Below are 16,329 nucleotides of genomic sequence, written 5' to 3'. Positions count from 1 at the left end.
GCGGTCAGCCGACGGGGCAGGGGGTGACGGCGGTGGCCCGCTCGTGCGCGTACCGGCCGGCGTGCTCGGCGATGAGGTCGACGACGTGCGCCACGTCGTCCAGCGTGGTCTCGGGGTTGAGCAGGGTGAACTTCAGGTACTGCCGGCCGTCGACCTTGGTGCCGGCGACGACGGCCGCGCCGGAGGCTGCGAGGGCCCGGCGGGCGTACCGGTTGGCGTCGTCGGCCAGCACCGCCGCCGGCCCGGTGGGCAGGTAGCGGAACACCACGGTGCTCAGCGCGGACCGGGTGACCACCTCGAAGCGGGGGTCGCCGGCGAGCAGCCGCCACGCCCCGTCGGCCCGGTCGATCACCTCGTCGAAGAGCGCGCCGACCGCGTCGGGGCCCATCATCCGCAGGGTGAGCCAGAGCTTCAGCGCGTCGAACCGGCGGGTGGTCTGGAGGCTCTTGTCGACCTGGTTGGGCAGCTGCTCCCCCGTCGCCCGGGGGGCCGGGTTGAGGTAGTCGGCGTGGTAGGTGGCGTGCCGCAACGCCTCGCCGTCGCGGACCAGCAGGGCGCTGGAGGAGACCGGCTGGAAGAAGGACTTGTGGTAGTCGACGGTCACCGAGTCGGCGCGTTCGATGCCGGCGAGCAGGTGCCGCCGGGTGGGCGAGACCAGCAGCCCGCAGCCGTACGCGGCGTCGACGTGCAGCCGCACCCCGGCGGCGGCGCACCGGTCGGCGATGGCGTCGAGGGGGTCGATGGAGCCGAAGTCGGTGGTGCCGGCGGTGGCGACGACCGCCATCACGGTGAGCCCTTCGGCGTGGCAGCGGGCCAGCTCCGCGTGCAGGGTGTCGGGGCACATCCGGCGGTCGGCGTCGGTGGGCAGGGCGATCACCGCGTCGGCGTCGAGGCCGAGCAGGGTGGCCGACTTCTGCACGCTGAAGTGGCCGGCGCCGGAGGCGATCACCCGCAGCCGGGGCAGCAGCTCACGGCGGGGCGTCGCGGTGCGGGCGCACGCCTCCTCCCGGGCCAGCAGCAGGGCCTGGAGGTTGGACAGGGTGCCACCGCTGGTGAACACGCCGTCGGCGGCGGGGCCGAGGCCGATCCGCTGGGCCGTCCAGTCGATCAGGCGGCGTTCGATGAGGGTGCCGCCGGCGCTCTGGTCCCAGGTGTCCAGGGAGGAGTTCACGGCGGTGAGCACGGCCTCGCCGAGCAGCGCGGGGATCACCACCGGGCAGTTGAGGTGGGCCAGGTAGCGGGGGTGGTGGAAGTAGACCGCGTCGCGCAGGTACACGTCCTCCAACTCGTCGAGGGCGGCGGCCGGGTCGGCGAGCGGGCGGTCCAGGTCGACTGCGGCCACGGTCGGGGCGAGCGCGGCCGGGGTGACGCCGGAGAACGGGCGGTCGGTGTCGGCGATCCGGGCGCTGACCCGGTCGATCCCCTCGGCCAGCACCCGCCGGTACTGCTCGGCGGTGCCGTTGGTCAACAGGTGGGTGCGGGGGCCTGCCGGAGTGCCGGTGGCAGGCGGCACGTCCGGAGCGGGACGACCCGGGATGCTCATGCGGTTCCTCGACGGTCGGTGGGACTCGGGGCCGGCGGTGGGGCGGGGGCGGTCGACGACCCCGGCGGGCGGGGCGCTCGCGGCCACGGTCAGGCCACCGCGGCTGCGGGGGCCTCGCCGCGCAGGGCGTCCTCGGACACGCCGCACCGCCAGTAGCCGGAGAAGGCCACCCGGCGGCGGTCGGTGCCGCGCTCCTGCACGAGGTGGCGGCGCAGGCCACGGACCGTGGCGGACTCTCCGGCGAGCCACGCGTACGGGACGACGCCGGGCAGCCGGGCCGCGCGGACGGCGTCGCGCAGCAGGCCGGAGCCGGGCGGGGTGGTGCCCCGGACCAGCCAGGTCACCTCGACCCCGGGCGGGGCGGGAAGGTCCTGGATGTCGGCGACGTGCGGGACCTCGATCCAGGCGCGGGCGCGGGCCCCGGCGGGCAGCCATTCCAGGATGGCGCCGACGGCGGGCAGCGCGGTCTCGTCGGCGGCGAGCAGCATCCAGTCGGCGTCGACGGGCGGCCGGAAGCAGACGGCGCGGTTGTCGGCGACGGTCGGGCCGAGCAGCATCACCTGGTCGCCGGGGCGGGCCCGGCCGGCCCACCGGGAGGCGGGGCCGGTGTCGCCGTGGCCGACGAAGTCGATGTCCACCTCGCCGGCCTCGGGGCGCTGGGCGCGGACGGTGTACGAGCGCATCACCGCGCGGACGGCCGGGTCGAGGGCCCGCCACCGGCCGAACCAGTCGTCGCCGGCGTCGACCGGCACCACGGGGGCGCTCTGCCCGGGGTGGGGCAGGAAGAGGTTGACGCTCTGGTCGCGCCCGCCACCGGCGAAGGCGGTGAGCTGCGGGCCGCCGAGGGTGATCCGGGTCATGGTCGGGCCGAGGCGGCGGGTGCGCACGACCCGCGCCTCGTAGAACCGGAACCGGGTGGCGACCGGGTCGAGGGTGACGCTGGCCAACTCAGCTCACCTTCTTGGCGGCGGCGATCGCCTTGGCGAGGTTCTCCAGCAGCGGGGCCGCGCCGGCGTACGAGAAGCGCGGCACGGCGTCCCACGGGGTGATCTGGTTGGCCTTGACCGCCGGAAGCTGCGCCCAGGTGGGCTTCTTGGCCATGTCGGCCGGTTGCAGGGCGGTGGCGCGGTTGTCCAGCAGGATCAGGTCGGCCGGGAACTTGCCGGCGTTCTCCCAGCTCAGGCTCTCGAAGTAGTCGCCCTGCTCCAGCTTGGTCGGCACCACGATGTCGACGCCCAGCTCGGCGAAGTACATCAGGTCGGTGCTGACCTTCGGGTTGGAGGCGTAGAACAGGTCGGGGCTGCCGGACGCCGCGAGCACCTTGATCCCGGGGTTGGCCTTGACCGCCTGCCGGACGGACTCGGCGGCGGCCTCGAACCGGGCCTTGGCGTCGGTGACCTTCTTCGCCTTCAGGTCGGCCCCGAGGGACGCGGCCAGCTCGGCGTACCGCTCGATCGGGCGGTTCATCGGCACCCGGGCGGTCTTGATCGCGACGGTGGGGGCCAGGCCGAGGATCTTGTCGCGGCTCTCGTCGGGGACGTACCAGAAGGCGCCCGGGTCGTACATGTGGGTGACCAGCAGCTCGGGGTTGAGCGCGGCGTACTTCTCGATGCTGAACTCGCCCCAGACGTTGCCGAGCACGGCCACCTTGCCCACGTCGAGGTCGCCGGCCTGCGGCTCCTTCGACCCGTCGGCGCGGGTGGTCTCGCCGAAGACCCCGACGATCTGGGCGTCGAGTCCGAAGTCGACCAGGGCGGCGGCGACGCCGGTGAAGGCGACGACGCGCTTCGGGGTGGCGTCCCGGGTGACCTTCTCGGGCCGGTCGTCGGTGAACGACCAGGGGCCGCTGCCGGCGGCCGGCGAGGAGGCTTCGTCGTCCTTGCCACCGCAGCCGCCGAGCAGGGCGCCGAGGGCGAGCGCGCCGCCGGCGGAGAGCAGGCCGCGGCGGGTCAGGCGCGGACGGGACACGGGTACGGGCATGACAACTTCTTTCCACTCCGGGGTGGTCTGATGACCAAGTGCGAGGTTAAGTTACCCTAACCTAAGTCCTTGTCAACAGTGTCGTCGATCTATTTCAGCCACACAGGAGCTTGCACTGTCCGTCATCGACTCGTCGCCGAGCGCCCTCGCTCCGACGGCGACGCCCCCGCCTCCCCCGCCCCGCCGCGGCCGGCCCGCGGCCCGCCTGGCCGGGCTGCTGGCCGCGTTCCTGCTGCTGGCGGCGGTGGCCGCGGTCAGCCTCGCGGTCGGCGCGAAGCAGCTCACCCTCGCCGAGGCCTGGCAGGGGCTGTGGGACGCCGACTCCCCCGAGCACGCCGTGGTGCGGCAGATGCGGCTGCCGCGCACCCTGCTCGGCCTGATCGCCGGCGCGGCGCTCGGGGTGGCGGGCGCGATCATGCAGGCGGTCACCCGCAACCCCCTCGCCGACCCCGGGCTGCTCGGCATCAACGCCGGCGCGTCGGCGGCCGTGGCCACCGCCGCCGCGTTCCTCGGCGTCACCGGCGTCGACGGGTACGTCTGGTTCGCCCTGGCCGGCGCGGCGGCCGTCACCGCCCTCGTGTACGCCGTCGGTGGCGGCCGGGGCGCCACCCCGGCCCGGCTGGCCCTCGCGGGGGCCGCGCTCAACGCGGCCCTCTACTCGTACGTCAGCGCGGTGATGCTCCTCGACGCGGCCTCGCTGGAGAAGATGCGGTTCTGGACCGTCGGCTCGCTGGCCGGCGCCGACCTGGCGACCGTGGTCCGGGTGCTGCCGTTCGCGGCGGTCGGGCTGGTGATCGCCCTCGCCACGGCCCGGCCGCTCAACGCCCTCGCGCTCGGCGACGACCAGGCGCGGGCCCTGGGCGCCCGGCCCGCCGCGACCCGGGCGGCCGTCGTCGTGGCGGTGACCCTGCTCTGCGGCGCCGCGACGGCCGCCTGCGGGCCGCTGGTCTTCGTCGGGCTGCTCGTGCCGCACCTGGTCCGCGCCCTGACCGGGCCGGACCTGCGCTGGCTGCTGCCGGCCTGCGCGCTGCTGTCCCCGGTGCTGCTGCTCGGCGCCGACGTGGCCGGCCGGGTACTCGGCCGCCCCGGCGAGATCCAGGTGGGCATCATGACCGCCGTGCTCGGCGGCCCGCTCTTCCTGCACCTGGTCACCCGGACCCGGGCGGTGCGGTCGTGACCGTCGTACGGGTACGCCACTGGTCGGTACGGTTCCGGGCCCGGGCCCTGCTCGTCGGCCTCGGCTGCGCGCTGGCCGCGCTGGCCCTTGGCGTGCTGTCGATCGGCGGCGGCGACTACCCGATGGGCCCCGCCGACGTGCTGCGCACCCTCACCGGGGGCGGCACCCCGGCCGAGGACTTCATCATCGGCGAGCTGCGGCTGCCCCGGCTGGTCACCGCCCTGCTGGTCGGGGCCGCCCTGGCGCTGGGCGGCGCGGTGTTGCAGGCCCTCGTGCGCAACCCGCTCGGCAGCCCCGACATCCTCGGCGTCACCCAGGGCGCGGCCACCGGCGCACTCGTCGTGGTGGTGGTCGGCGGCAGCACCCTCGCCCTGGCCGGCGCGGCCGTGGTCGGCGGCCTGGCCACCGGGCTGCTGCTGTGGGCGGTGGCCTGGGCGCGCGGCGCGCACGGCCACCGGCTGATCCTCGCCGGCATCGGCGTCGCCGCGATCCTCACCGGCGTCAACGGCTGGCTGCTGACCCGCGCGCAGCTCATGGACGCCGCCCGCGCCGTGCTCTGGCTCACCGGCAGCCTCGACGGGCGCGGCTGGGCGCAGGCCGTCCCGCTCGCCGTCACCCTCGCGGTGCTGGTCCCGGTGGTGCTGTTCGGCTGCGGGCCGGCGCTGCGGATGACCGAGCTGGGCGACGACACCTCCGCCGCGCTGGGCGTACCGGTGCGGGCTCTGCGCACGGTGCTGCTGGTCGCGGCGGTGCTGCTGGTCTCCGTCGCCGCCGCCGCGGCCGGGCCGGTCAACTTCGTCGCGCTCACCGCGCCGCACCTGACCCGCCGGCTGACCCGCGCGCCCGGCCCGAACCTGGCCGCCGCCATGGCGCTCGGCGCGGCGATGCTGGTCGCCGCCGACCTGGTCGCCCAGCGCGCCTTCACCGGGCACCAACTACCCGTCGGCGTGGTCACCGGCGCGCTCGGCGGCGGCTACCTGGTGTGGCTGCTGGCCACCGAACGCAAGGCGGGCCGGCTGTGACCGGCGACCTGAAGACTGGAGCACCCCTGATGCAGCCCGGCACCCCCCGGCTCAGCGGCGACGGCCTGACCCTCGCGTACGACAAGCGGACCATCACCGAGCGGCTCAGCGTCGCCGTCCCCGACCGGTCGTTCACCGTCGTCATCGGGCCGAACGCCTGCGGCAAGTCCACCCTGCTGCGGGCCCTGGCCCGGATGCTGAAGCCGGCCGCCGGCACGGTGCTGCTCGACGGGCGGGACATCCACGCCCAGCCGGCCCGCCGGGTCGCCCGCACCCTCGGGCTGCTGCCGCAGTCGTCCATCGCCCCCGACGGCATCACGGTCGCCGAGCTGGTGGCCCGGGGCCGGTACCCGCACCAGGGGCTGCTGCGGCAGTGGTCCCGCGACGACGAACGGGTGGTCGACGAGTCGATGGCCGCCACCGGCGTGGCCGACCTCGCCGACCGGCTGGTCGACGAGCTGTCCGGCGGGCAGCGGCAGCGGGTGTGGATCGCCATGGCCCTGGCCCAGCAGACCGAGCTGCTGCTGCTCGACGAGCCGACCACGTTCCTCGACATCGCCCACCAGATCGAGGTGCTCGACCTGTGCGCGAGCCTGCACGAGGAGCAGGGGCGCACGCTGGTCGCGGTGCTGCACGACCTCAACCAGGCCGCCCGGTACGCCACCCACCTGATCGCGATGCGTGACGGTGCCGTGGTGGCCGCCGGGGCGCCCCGGGAGATCGTCACCGCCGAGCTGGTGGAGCGGGTGTTCGGGCTGCCCTGCCGGGTCATCGAGGACCCGGAGACGGGCGGGCCGCTGGTCGTCCCCGCCGCCCGGCGCCCGGCGGCGGTACGCCGCTGAGCAGGGACAGCCGGACGCCGACACTCGACCCTCCCAAACGGTCAGATAGGTTGCCTGCGTGGATCCCTGCCTGCACTTGGCCCTGCTTGAGGCCGACTATCTCAACGACGCGGTCGCCAAGATCCGCGAACGTTCGGTCGAGGAGCTCAAAGCCCGGTATGCCGAGGTGCTCGCGTTGGAAGTCCTGGCGGGCGCAGATCAGGCGTCCTGGACCGACGAGGCGGATCTGTGGGACGCGCTGCCGGACGGCGCCGACGGCACGATCCGGTCGCTGACCGGCATCGAAGGCTTTCCGGAAGTGAACAACCTGTACCTGCGCGAGTCCGAGGTCAGTGATCTCGGACCGCTCACCGCGCTGCCTGCGCTGGAGCTGCTGTGGGTCGGTGTGCCGCCGGACGCGGACCTGACCCCGCTGCTGGCCTGCGATCAGCTCAAGCGGGTGCACATCGGCTGTGCGGCCGTGCTGCACCCAGCCGGCCACGAGGTGCTCGCGGCGCTGGCCGCGCGCGGAGTCCAGGTGGACAACTTCCTGCCAGACCCGGTCAAGGCGGCGGCGCCATTCAGTGATCCGATCCTGAAGCTGGCAGTGCTCGACAGATTGATGGGCTCGGTCGAGCTGCCGCCGACGTACTTCTTCGACGCGTTCGAGTTCGACGAAGGCAACCTGGCCCGGCTGATGACGGTCGTGATACCCCAGGCGGCGCTCGACACCGTCGAATCCCTCAGCTGGCTCGGGGGTGGGCACGACACGGCGCACATGGTGTGGGAGCAGTGGGACGGCGAGTCCGACGAGTTCCGCATCCGATCGCTGGCAGGCGTAGAGGCGCTGCGCAACCTGCGCGAGCTGAAAATCACCCCGCTCGCCGTACTGCCCGAGCACCAGATCGCGCAGCTGCGAGCGCGTGGCGTCACGGTCAGCGAGGCGGACTGAAGCAGCGAGGCGGGCAGCGCCGGGCGTTGCCCTGAAGGCGCACGGGGTCACCGTGATCGACAAAGCGGTGCCGGGCGCGAACGCACTGGCGCGGCGGTGGTGTGGACAAGCCCGGCCTTTCAAGATCTGTACTGCGCCGTGAGAGCTTGTCCGATGGCTCGTGCTCCGTCGGGGAAAGCGCCGGGGTTGGGGCCGGAGTAGTTCAGGCGCAGGTATCGGCCGGTGGGTTCGGCGGGGAACCACTCGCCGCCGGCGGCGACCAGGACGCCCTCCGCCTCGCAGTCGCGGGCCAGGCGCGTCAGGTCGGTGTCGTCGGGCAGCCGAAGCCAGAGGTTCAGTCCGCCGTGCGGCACCGCGTCGAGGTGGGAGTCGGGCACGTGCTCGCACAGCGCGCCGACGAGGAGGTCGCGGCGCGCGGCAAGTTGATGTCTCAGCCCGCGCAGATGGGTATGCCAGGCGGGCTGCGTGACGACATCGAGAGCGGCGGCTTGCAGGACGCCGCTGACGTACATGGATTGGGCCTGCGCATCGGCGAGGATGCGGTCGCGGGCGGGCCCGCGGGCGATGAGCCCGGCGACGCGGACCGCCGGTGACACGCTCTTGGTCAGCGACCGCAGGTAGACGACGTGCCCCCCGTCGTCGCGCGCGGCCAGCGGCGCGGCATCGACGGTGATCCCGAAGTCGTGGGCCCAGTCGTCCTCGATGAGGAACGCCCCGTGCCCGCGCACGATGCCCAGCACCCGGTCGGCGAGGTCCGGCGACCACTGGGCTCCGGTGGGGTTGGCGAAGTTCGGCTGGGCGTAGAACGCTCGCGCCCCGGTCCGGGTGAACGCGCGGTCGAGTTCGTCGGGGTCCGGGCCGTGGTGGCCGCTGGTGATCGGCACGAGCCGCACGCCGGTCTGCTCGGCGGCCAGGATCGCGCCCCAATAGGTCGGCGACTCGATGAGTACGGGCCGGTCAGCTCCTACGAGTGCGCGGAAGATCGTGCTCAACCCGCTCTGGCTTCCGGGCAGGACGACCACGTCGCTCGCGGCCGGGGGTGCGAGACCGGGCGGGGTGGCCGCACCGAGTTCTGTGGCGAACCACGCCTGCAACTCCGGCAGCCCCGCAGCCGGTGGTCGCCCGACAGCGGCATCGCTGCGGGTGGCACGGGCGAACGCCGACCGCACCGACCTCTCGGGAAGGAGTTCCCTGTCGGGGTAGCCCGCGTGCAGGGCGATCACGTCGTTGGGTGTCGTGCGCAGCGCGGTGAACGCCTGTGCCCTGCGGTTCGGCGGGGAACCGAGCGCGGCGGTCTGCCACCCGTAGTCGTTCGGTCGTGCCGTGCGGACGGCCCGGACGAAGGTGCCCACGCCCGGCCGGGCTTCCACGAGCCCCTGCGCGACCAGCGTCCGCAAGGCTTTCTGCACCGTGACCGGGCTCGCCCCGTAATGCGCTACGAGGGCCCGCGTCGAGGGCAGCCGCGCCCCGGCGGGAGCCGCCGCCACCCAGCTGCGCAGTTCATCCAGGATCCGCTGACTGCTACCGTTGAACATGAAGACCGATGATAGCGCTACCCTAATTTCGTCCCCACCGCTACCGAGGGCCCACACCGGCCTTCGGTGGGGTCTGCTCGGTGTCGCGGCGTTCTCGTTCACGGTGCCGTTCACCCGCGTCGCGGTCGAAGGCGGGCGCATGTCACCGTTGTTCGTCGGCTCCGGGCGCGCCGTCATCGCGGCGCTCCTCGCCGCAGCCGCGCTGTGGCTGACCCGGCAGCAGATGCCGCGCGGCACCCAGTGGGTTCGGGTAGCGGTCGTGGCCGGCGGCGCGGTCGTCGGGTTTCCGTTGCTGACCTCGTACGCGCTCACCACCGCACCCGCGAGCCACGGGGCGGTCGTCATCGCGCTCCTGCCCGCCGCGACGGCCGTGATGGCCGTGATCCGGGGTCGCGAGCGGCCTCGTACCTCGTTCTGGGTCGCCGCGGGGATCGGCGCGATCGCGGCCGTGGTGTTCGCCGCGATCCAGGGCGGTGGCCTCGCCGGGCTGCACCGGTCGGACCTGCTGCTGTTCGCTGCCGTCGTCGTGTGCGCGATCGGCTACGCCGAGGGCGGGCTCCTCTCCCGCCAGTTGGGTTCGTGGCAGACCATCTCCTGGGCCCTCGTGCTGGCCTCCCCGCTGATGCTCGTGCTCACCGGCGTCTCGATCGTCCAGCAGCCGCCGACGGGCTCGGTGACCGAGTGGGGCGCGTTCGCCTATCTGGCCGTGGTGAGCATGTTCCTCGGGTTCTTCGCCTGGTACCGGGGCCTGGCCATCGGACCGATGGCGCAGGTCAGCCAGGTGCAGTTGACCCAGCCGGTGATCAGCATCTGCTGGGCCGCTCTCCTCCTGCACGAGCACCTGGCCTGGCCCACGGTCCTCGGCGGCAGCGCCGTCATCGGCTGTGCGCTCCTCGCCGTTCGGGCCAGGAATCGCGGGAACCGACCCAGGGCTCTCCTTCTCGGCGCGGCCGGGTGACCGGCGGCAGATCCGGATGTCTGATCAAGGTGCATCGGCGCCCGCCGAACCCGCGTCCGCAGACTGAGCCGGCGGTCTCGCGGCCTCCGAGGGGGCCCGTCGCCTGACGAACGGATGCGGAACGGCCCCCGGCGCATTAGCCGGGGGGCCGTTCCGCGTATCAACACCCATTCACCGGACCGGGGAACATCACTGTGGCACGAACACCCACGCGAGGAACTCCCCGGTGCCGGACGTGAACGCCTGGTAGCCGGGTTGGGGCGAGGTGACCGGCGCGCCGCTGACGGCGGCGTGCACCGCGTCGACGTATCCCGGTCGGGTCAGCCACTGGTGGTTGTGCGCGGTGTAGATGGTGTCGTAGCGGCCGTCGGTGCGTGCCCGCCACGCGCCGAGGCCGGTACGGAAGGCGTCGCGGGAAGTGGCCAGGGTCAGGCCCCGGCTGCCCTGGACGCCGAGGGCGTCACCGGCGAAGAGCACCCGCGACACCGGGTCGAGCAGGGTGATCGAGTCGTTGCGGCGTCCGGGCAACGCGTGCACTTCCAGGCTCACCCGGCGCTCGCCCTGGTCACGGCCGATGTCGATGCGGTCGCCGTCGCGGACGTGCGTGACGGAACCGAGCCGCCGGGGGACGGACACGCCGGCGGGCACGATCAGCCGGTGGCCGCTGAACTGCCCGATCCCCTTCAGGCTCGCCGGATCACCGTCGGTGAGCACGATCTCGATCCGGGGATGGCGGACGAGTCGCTTCGCGTATCGGACGAGGCCGGGCGCGCTGCGGCCGGAGGTGACGAGCAGCGCGCGCGTCGTGCCGGCGAACAGGAAGGAGGTCTCGTCCGCCGAATCCCTGATCATCACCAGGCCGGTCCTGATGTTTTTCAGGAACGCGTACGGGTCGTCGAGGAACGGATCGGTGGGATAGCGCGACGGAATGCGGACCCATGGAACTGCCGCAGGTCGCCGTTGCCGCCGGTCGGCCCGCCCGGGTACAGATTCGTCAGGCTGTAGACCATCCGGGCGCTGCCACCGCTGATCCAGACGGCCTCCCGGCCGATCTCGTGGTACGGGTCGGCGAGGATGCTGCCGTCCAGCGCCCCTTCGGCGGCCCGGATCATGTCGTCGAGGTACTCCAGGCCCAGCGGTCGCCCGTTGATCGGCGGTGCGCCGCGCCCGAACTGCTTGATCTGGTAGAAGTGGGCGGGCAGCAGGGAAAGGCCCTGCAACGGCCGCAACTCCCGGCGCAGGTTGCGCAGCGTCGCGGCGTAGGTGCTCGTGGTCGCGCTGGCGAAGTGCGCCCAGACGTACGCCGAGCCGATGGCGTCGCCGGTGGCCAGCATCAGGCTCTCCGCGTCGAGGTAGCCCGTCGACCCGGGGGTGTGGCCGTAGAGCGCGACGATGTCGATCCTGCGGCCACCGAGGTCGATCGCGCTGACCGTCCGGCCGGAGGAGCCGTTCGTGGTGCTGCCGCCGTCGTGCCGGACCGGCACCCAGTTCGGCATGGCCGTGGGACCCCAGTCCAGGTCGGGATAGTAGACGGTACGGTCGGCCATCTGCGGGACCTTGCCCGTGTGATCGCCGTGGCGGTGCGTGATGGCGACGTCGAAGTCGACCGGGTCGGCCCGCTCGGTTCCGTCGTCGTTGTGGCTGAGCAGGTGCCGAACGACCGTCTTCAGGTCGTCGACGCCGACCGTCTCCGGCGTGTTGATGGCGGTGTCGACGAGCAGCGCCCGGCGGCCGCGCCCGGCGTCGGTGTGCACCTGCGTGATGGCGTCCCACGGGCTGTTGAACCTGCTCAGCGGGTACGCCGCGAGGACGCGCTCCGCCTTGTCGCCGTACTCCCGCTTGATCGTGTCGACGTAGCCCTGCGCGGTGATTCCGACGAGGGCGGTCTCGGTCAGCCGGTTCTCGGAGCGCGTGGTGCCGGTCAGCACCGGGACCTTGTTCCAGGTGCCGTCGGCGAACGCGTCGGAGAACGACTTCGGCAGCAGCGAGCCGCCCACCTTCGAGTTGCCGAGGTAGTTCGCCTGGTTGGCGACGAGTTTCCCGGGCCACGCCGCGCGCAGGCAGTTCACGACGGTGGCGGCGTCGGTGCAACCCACCGACTGGGCGAATGTGACGCCCCGCTGCTCGCCGGCCGCGAGCGTGTTCCGGGTGGCCAGGCACTGCTGGCTCTGCACGATCGCCTTGTGGAACAGCCCCTTGGCCGCCGGCATGGCCAGCATGTCGCAGACGCCTTGTCCGCCGGCGGACTGGCCGTAGATCGTAAGCGCGGCGAAGCGGTCATGGCAGAGATCTACTCTGGACGAAGCCGCGAGGGCTGCAGTCGACACGAGCGGCGATTCACGGTCAGGCTCACGTCAGACGGAATCTGGAGCGCATATTGGGATGGAGCAGGCGCCAACCAATCCGCCAGGGCAGGGCCAAAGAACCATTCAAAGGTCGAATGGGGCGGATCGGGCGGATCGCAAATAGGTCATAACGCGACAGTGATTCATCGAATGCCCTCCGAGAACGCGTCGACCCGTTCGGAGGCGTCCGGCAGGGACAACACGATCACCCCGTGTGCCTCCAGCAGCCGCACCATGTGCGGCACCGGTCCGTCGTCGAGGCCCAGCTCCCGGCGTGCCGCCGGCGCGACCGCGCGGATGTCCTCGGCCCTCGCCGGTTCTGGCCAGTCGAGCTGCGGCAGTCGCAGGCGTAGGACCTGCGGCAGGGTGGGGCGAGCGCCCCACCCTGCCGTTGAACTCAGCCGATCTGCAGGGTCACGTCGTCCAGCACGAAGCTGGTCTGCAGGTAGGCGTCCTCGGTGCCGGTGAAGGTCAGCGTGACCGTCTGGCCGGCGTACGCGCCGAGGTTGACGGTGCGCTGCGTGTAGCCCGTGGCAGCGTTCATGTTGGACAGCGACGCCACGGTGGTGCCGTTGGCCTTGATCGTGAACACGTCGTAGGCGAGCGCCCCGTACTCGTTTGTGTCGATGTGCAGCCAGTAGGTCAGCACCGCACTGGTGCAGCCCGACGGGATGGTGACGGTCTGGCTGATGGCCTCGGTCGCGGTGTAGCCGTTGCCGCCGAGCCACGCGTACCGGGTGCCGCTGCGCGGCACCTGCCCGATAGAGGTGCCGATCGCGCCGGTGGAGCCGGTCCACGGCGAGGTGCCCCTCTCGAACCCTCCGTTGACGATCAGCTGGGCGGCGGTACAGCCGCCCGGTCCGCCGGGCACGGTCAGCGTGTACGTGGTGCTGTGCGACACCGACCCCGTGCCGGTGATGGTGATGGTGTAGGTGCCGCCGGCCACCGACGAGCCGACCGCGATGGTGGCGGTCGACGAACTGCCGGAGGTCACCGACGACGGGCTGAACGAGACCGTTACGCCCGTGGGGGCGCCGCTGGCGGTCAGGGTCACCGTCTGGGCGCTGCCCGAGGTGGTGGCGGTCCCGACGGTGGTCGTGGTGCTGGACCCCGCGTTCACGGTGCCTGACGAGGGGCTGGCCGAGATCGAGAAGTCGTTGGTCGGCGTCGAGGTGCCGACCGCCCGGTTCCACAGCGTGTAGGCGATGCCGTCGGCAGCCCGGTTCAGCGCGGTGGCGTCGATGTTGCTGAGGGTGTCGCACGAGGAGTGATAGCAGGAGTCGTAGGACTGACCGGCCGTGCCGCCCCACTTCGACGCCTGGGCCGACGTCTTGGTGGCGCTGGCGCCCATCGCGTAACCGGAGGTCGGAATGCCCGCGTTCTGGAACGAGTAGTCGTCGGAACGGCCCTGGCCCTCGACGTTCTCCTCCGGCTGCAGGCTGAGGGAGTCCCAGTACGCCTTCATCGGCTGCGACGCGGTCGAGGTGATGTTGTTGATGAAGTAGCCGCCGTTCTTCGACGCAATCATGTCGAAGTTGTAGTAGGCCTTGATCGCCGTTCGCTGGGTACTGGTCAGCGAGTTGACGTAGAACTTGGAGCCGTTGAGGCCCTGTTCCTCGTCGGTCCACCAGCCAAAGCGGATCTTGTTCAGCATGGTCGGGTTCTGCGCGGCCAGCGCGAGGGCGACCTCGAGCAGCGCCGCCGAGCCGGAGCCGTTGTCGTTGATGCCCGGACCGACCGAGACGCCGTCCAGGTGGGCGCCGAACATATAGACGTTGCTCGCGTTACCGCCCGGCCACTCGGCGATCAGGTTCGGGCCTGCACCGCTGGTGCAGCCGGAGGTGCAGGGCTGCTCGGTGACAGTGAAGCCGGCGGCCTGCAGCTTGCCCTTGACGTACGCCACCGACTGCAGGTAGCCCTGGCCGGTCGAGCGGCGGGTGCCGCCGTTGTTGGTGGCGATGGTGCTGAGCTGTGTCAGGTGCGCCTGCACGTTGGCGACGTCGATGTCCGGCGCGGTGCCACCGGGGGTGCCGCCGTTGACCGTGAGCGTGTACTGCGCGGTGTGGGTGACCGAACCGGTGCCGGTCACGGTGATGGTGTACGTGCCCGCAGCCGCACTGGAGGTGGTCGCCACCGTCATCGTGGAGCTGTTGCCCGACGTCACCGGCGTCGGGCTGAACGACACGGTGACCCCCGACGGGGCACCCGAGGAGGTCAGCGACACGGTCTGCGCGCTGCCGGAGACGGTCGCGGTGTTGACCGTCGCGGTGACCGAGGAGCCCGCGTTGACGCTGCCCGAGGTGGGGCTGACCGAGACGGAGAAGTCGGTGCTGGAACCGGTGCAGGTCGGGTCGCCGGTCTGGGCCGGGACCGCGACCGCGTTCCACGCGTCCTTGGTCCGGTTGAACAGGACGCACGAGGAGTCCAGGTTCTTCGCGGCGGTCAGGGTCGCGGTGCGGTACTTCTTGTGGGTCATGCCGGAGGTCTTCAGCAGCATGCCGCCGTAGAAGATCTTTCCGGCGGACTGGATGCCCACGCCGGTGACCGACGACGGGCCGCCCGAGCAGATGGGGCTGTTCGGCTTGCCGCCGCCCGGCGCGCTGCCCTCGGCGAGCAGGTAGAACCAGTGGTTGAGCGGACCTGCGGCCGCGTGTACCTCGGTGTTGGGAATCGACGAGGAGTAACAGTTCGGGTGGCCGCCGACCAGCGACGGGTCGTACATGTTGCGGATCGGGCCGTCGCCGACGAGGTCGATCTCCTCACCGACCAGGTAGTCGGGTTCGTCGTAGGCGCTGGACTGGTTGGCGTATGCCTCGGTCAGCGCGCCGAAGATGTCGCCGGTGGCTTCGCCGAGGCCGGCTTCGGAGCTGGTGCCGCCGGGGGTGTTCTGGTCCATGCCGTGGCCGAACTCGTGACCCACCACATCCATCGAGGAGATCCAGTTGCCCGCCGAGTTCTTGCCGATCGTGATCGTCGAGCCGTCCCAGTAGGCGTTCTGCTCGTTCAGGCCGACCTTGATCGGCCAGCTGCCGCCGTTGCCGTTGTGCCCGTTGCGGCCCAGCCAGGCCGACAGCATCTCCCATTCCTTCTGCGCCGAGTACAGTGCGTCGACGCAGCCGGTCTCCTTGCTTGTGCCCACTCCGTTGCCCCAGCTGTCGTCGGCGCCGGAGAAGACGGTGCTGGTGCTGTAGTCCTGGCAGTTCAGGCCGGTGCGCGTGGTGTCGCGCAGGTAGTACGTGCTGCCCGACTGCGACGTGGTGATCGACAGTGGGCTGGGCCCGTTCCACTTGCCGGTGCCGGAACCGGCCGCGGCGTCCTCCTGCTTGGCCAGCACCTGGCCGTTGCGCGCGTCCACGAAGACATGCAGGTGGCTGGGCGCCGAGGCGGTGCGCCCGGCGACGACGACCTCCCACGCGAGTCGCGCGGTGCTGTCCTTGACGTGCACCACGAGGGTGCGCGACTCGATCCGGTCGACCTTGGTGAGCAGGCCCTTGGCGGTCTGCTCGGCGCGGTCGGCGGCGACCGTCGGCACGACGGAGACGTTGATCTTCGTCTTGGTGGCGGCCGAGATCGCCCGGATGGCGCCCCGGGCGTCGGCGAGCACGGCGGCGTCGCCGCCGACCACCGGCAGGCCCCGGTAGGTGCGCTCGTAGGCAATGGAGAACAGGCCGTCGACCCACGGGATCACCATGCGACGGTCGTACTGCTCGAAGGGGCCTTTCGCCAGCGCGTCGTGACCGCCGTCGGCGGCGCGGTCGGCTGCAGAGATCGCCAGCGACAGCGGGCTCTGCGCCACCGTCGGTGTAGGGGGCGGGGTGGCTGCGGTCGACTGGGTGGCCACCCCAGTCACGGTGCCCAGGGTGAGCGCAACCGCGACAGCGGCCGCCACGGCAGTTCTTCGATACATCGCAATCCTCCCGCCGAGATGGGTTGAGGGGTGTGGCAGCAGGGCCCGTGTTGATGGGATCTCCGGCAACCGGTGACAGCTCGGCTTTG

Annotated in this window: 12 protein-coding genes; 5 read left to right on the top strand and 7 right to left on the bottom strand. The window is 72.1% G+C overall.

The window, feature by feature from the left end; translation table 11 throughout:
* Positions 1 to 4 precede the first annotated feature (4 nt).
* The 3 genes from ABT023_RS24425 to ABT023_RS24415 form a co-directional block, all read right to left on the bottom strand.
* Positions 5 to 1,543: a pyridoxal phosphate-dependent decarboxylase family protein gene (locus tag ABT023_RS24425; RefSeq protein WP_350888723.1), complete on the bottom strand. Its 1,539-nt coding sequence runs from the start codon at positions 1,541 to 1,543 to the stop codon at positions 5 to 7.
* Positions 1,544 to 1,632: 89 nt separating this feature from the next.
* Positions 1,633 to 2,490 carry a siderophore-interacting protein gene (locus ABT023_RS24420; RefSeq protein ID WP_502890749.1) on the bottom strand — a complete coding sequence of 286 codons (858 nt, stop codon included), beginning with the start codon at positions 2,488 to 2,490 and terminating at the stop codon, positions 1,633 to 1,635.
* Between the two features lies 1 nt (position 2,491).
* Positions 2,492 to 3,523: an ABC transporter substrate-binding protein gene (locus ABT023_RS24415; RefSeq protein WP_350888722.1), complete on the bottom strand. Its 1,032-nt coding sequence runs from the start codon at positions 3,521 to 3,523 to the stop codon at positions 2,492 to 2,494.
* Between the two features lie 91 nt (positions 3,524 to 3,614).
* Here ABT023_RS24415 and ABT023_RS24410 point away from each other — a divergent pair, with 91 nt between their 5' ends.
* Genes ABT023_RS24410 through ABT023_RS24395 form a run of 4 tightly spaced genes read left to right on the top strand, consistent with a single transcriptional unit; the run spans position 3,615 to position 7,495 of the window.
* On the top strand, positions 3,615 to 4,700 hold the full coding sequence (locus ABT023_RS24410) for a FecCD family ABC transporter permease (protein WP_502890750.1): 1,086 nt from the start codon (positions 3,615 to 3,617) through the stop codon (positions 4,698 to 4,700).
* A complete protein-coding gene (locus tag ABT023_RS24405) occupies positions 4,697 to 5,722 on the top strand; it encodes a FecCD family ABC transporter permease (RefSeq protein ID WP_350888721.1) in 1,026 nt (341 codons plus the stop codon). The genes ABT023_RS24410 and ABT023_RS24405 overlap by 4 nt, the downstream gene beginning before the upstream one ends.
* A 29-nt stretch (positions 5,723 to 5,751) precedes the next feature.
* A complete protein-coding gene (locus tag ABT023_RS24400) occupies positions 5,752 to 6,564 on the top strand; it encodes an ABC transporter ATP-binding protein (protein ID WP_350888720.1) in 813 nt (270 codons plus the stop codon).
* 58 nt (positions 6,565 to 6,622) lie between these two features.
* Positions 6,623 to 7,495, top strand: a complete 873-nt coding sequence (locus tag ABT023_RS24395) for a DUF6892 domain-containing protein (protein ID WP_350888719.1) — start codon at positions 6,623 to 6,625, stop codon at positions 7,493 to 7,495.
* A 119-nt stretch (positions 7,496 to 7,614) separates the two neighbouring features.
* Here the strand turns inward: ABT023_RS24395 and ABT023_RS24390 are convergent, their stop codons facing one another.
* Positions 7,615 to 9,207, bottom strand: a complete 1,593-nt coding sequence (locus ABT023_RS24390; RefSeq protein ID WP_350888718.1) for an aminotransferase-like domain-containing protein — start codon at positions 9,205 to 9,207, stop codon at positions 7,615 to 7,617.
* Here ABT023_RS24390 and ABT023_RS24385 point away from each other — a divergent pair.
* Entirely contained in the window at positions 9,134 to 9,988 is an 855-nt protein-coding gene (locus ABT023_RS24385) for a DMT family transporter (protein ID WP_350888717.1), read from the top strand. The genes ABT023_RS24390 and ABT023_RS24385 overlap by 74 nt on opposite strands.
* 189 nt (positions 9,989 to 10,177) lie before the next feature.
* Here the strand turns inward: ABT023_RS24385 and ABT023_RS24380 are convergent, their stop codons facing one another.
* The 3 genes from ABT023_RS24380 to ABT023_RS24370 all read right to left on the bottom strand — a co-directional run bounded on the left by ABT023_RS24380 (position 10,178) and on the right by ABT023_RS24370 (position 16,240).
* Complete coding sequence (locus ABT023_RS24380; protein WP_350888716.1) at positions 10,178 to 10,843, bottom strand: MBL fold metallo-hydrolase; 666 nt, start codon at positions 10,841 to 10,843, stop codon at positions 10,178 to 10,180.
* A 20-nt stretch (positions 10,844 to 10,863) separates the two neighbouring features.
* Complete coding sequence (locus ABT023_RS24375) at positions 10,864 to 12,315, bottom strand: carboxylesterase family protein (RefSeq protein WP_350888715.1); 1,452 nt, start codon at positions 12,313 to 12,315, stop codon at positions 10,864 to 10,866.
* 415 nt (positions 12,316 to 12,730) lie between these two features.
* Positions 12,731 to 16,240, bottom strand: a complete 3,510-nt coding sequence (locus ABT023_RS24370) for a M28 family peptidase (RefSeq protein WP_502890748.1) — start codon at positions 16,238 to 16,240, stop codon at positions 12,731 to 12,733.
* Positions 16,241 to 16,329 lie beyond the last annotated feature (89 nt).

The sequence above is a fragment of the Micromonospora sp. NPDC002296 genome, assembly GCF_040296145.1.
Taxonomy (GTDB): domain Bacteria; phylum Actinomycetota; class Actinomycetes; order Mycobacteriales; family Micromonosporaceae; genus Micromonospora.
Note: the sequence above shows the minus strand (reverse complement) of the source record. Positions and strands in the feature narration are given on the sequence as shown.